This window comes from Streptomyces caeruleatus (assembly GCF_001514235.1).
Classification (GTDB): domain Bacteria; phylum Actinomycetota; class Actinomycetes; order Streptomycetales; family Streptomycetaceae; genus Streptomyces; species Streptomyces caeruleatus.
Genome location: NZ_KQ948981.1, coordinates 1 through 814 on the forward strand (window position 1 = coordinate 1; position 814 = coordinate 814).

The 814-nt window shown below is 70.3% G+C and carries 1 protein-coding gene and 1 pseudogene; both read right to left on the minus strand.

Annotated elements, in window-relative coordinates; genetic code table 11:
* Positions 1 to 491, minus strand: a 491-nt coding sequence (locus AQJ67_RS44370; protein WP_062725880.1) for an ABC transporter ATP-binding protein, incomplete at its 3' end; no start/stop codon positions are given.
* A pseudogene (locus tag AQJ67_RS44375) lies at positions 488 to 814 on the minus strand (PadR family transcriptional regulator); the annotation flags it as partial. The pseudogene AQJ67_RS44375 and the gene AQJ67_RS44370, both read right to left, overlap by 4 nt.

An 814-nucleotide genomic window follows, 5' to 3' on the forward strand; every position in this document is an offset into this window, starting at 1 on the left:
CGCGGGTCGGTGACCAGCGCCCGGGCGACGGCGACGCGCTGCCCCTGACCGCCGGAGACCTCACCGGGCCGCTTCTTGCGCAGGTCGTCGACCTCCAGCCGCTCCATCCAGGTCAGCGCGGCCCGCTCGGCCTCCTTGCGGGAGGTGCCGTTCAGCCGCAGCGGCAGGGCGACGTTCTCCACGCACGTCAGCTCCGGCACCAGCTGGCCGAACTGGAACAGGAACCCGAACTCGGAGCGCCTGAGCGCACTGCGCTGGGCGTCGCTCATGGTGGCCAGCTCGTGCCCGTTGTAGGTGATGGACCCGGAGTCGGGCGGCACGATGCCGGCGAGGCAGTGCAGCAACGTCGACTTGCCGGAGCCGGACGGCCCCATCACGGCGACGACCTCGCCGGGGTGTATGGAGAACTCGGCCCCGTCGAGCGCGACGGTCGGACCGTAGGCCTTGCGCAGCTCCTGCGCCGTGAGCAGGGAACCGGGAGGAGGCGTCACTTGACCACCACCTCGGCCAGCTTGTCGAGGCGGGCGGCGGTGAGTTCCAGCCAGCGCAGGTCGGCTTCCAGATGGAAGAGGGCGTGGTCGCAGATCAGCTGATCCGCCAAGTCCCCTTTCCGCTTGCGGTCGGTGAGGATCCGCATCATGCGCAGATGCTCGGCGCGCTGGGTGTCGAGGATGTCGGCGGCGTCGCGCCGGGTGAGCAGGGCGAGGACGACCTTGGTGTAGAGGGTCGACTGGAGGTACGGCTCCGGCTTCTCGGGCGTGGCGAGCCACCGCTGTACGTCGGTGATCCCGGCGTCCGTGATCGCGTACCGCTT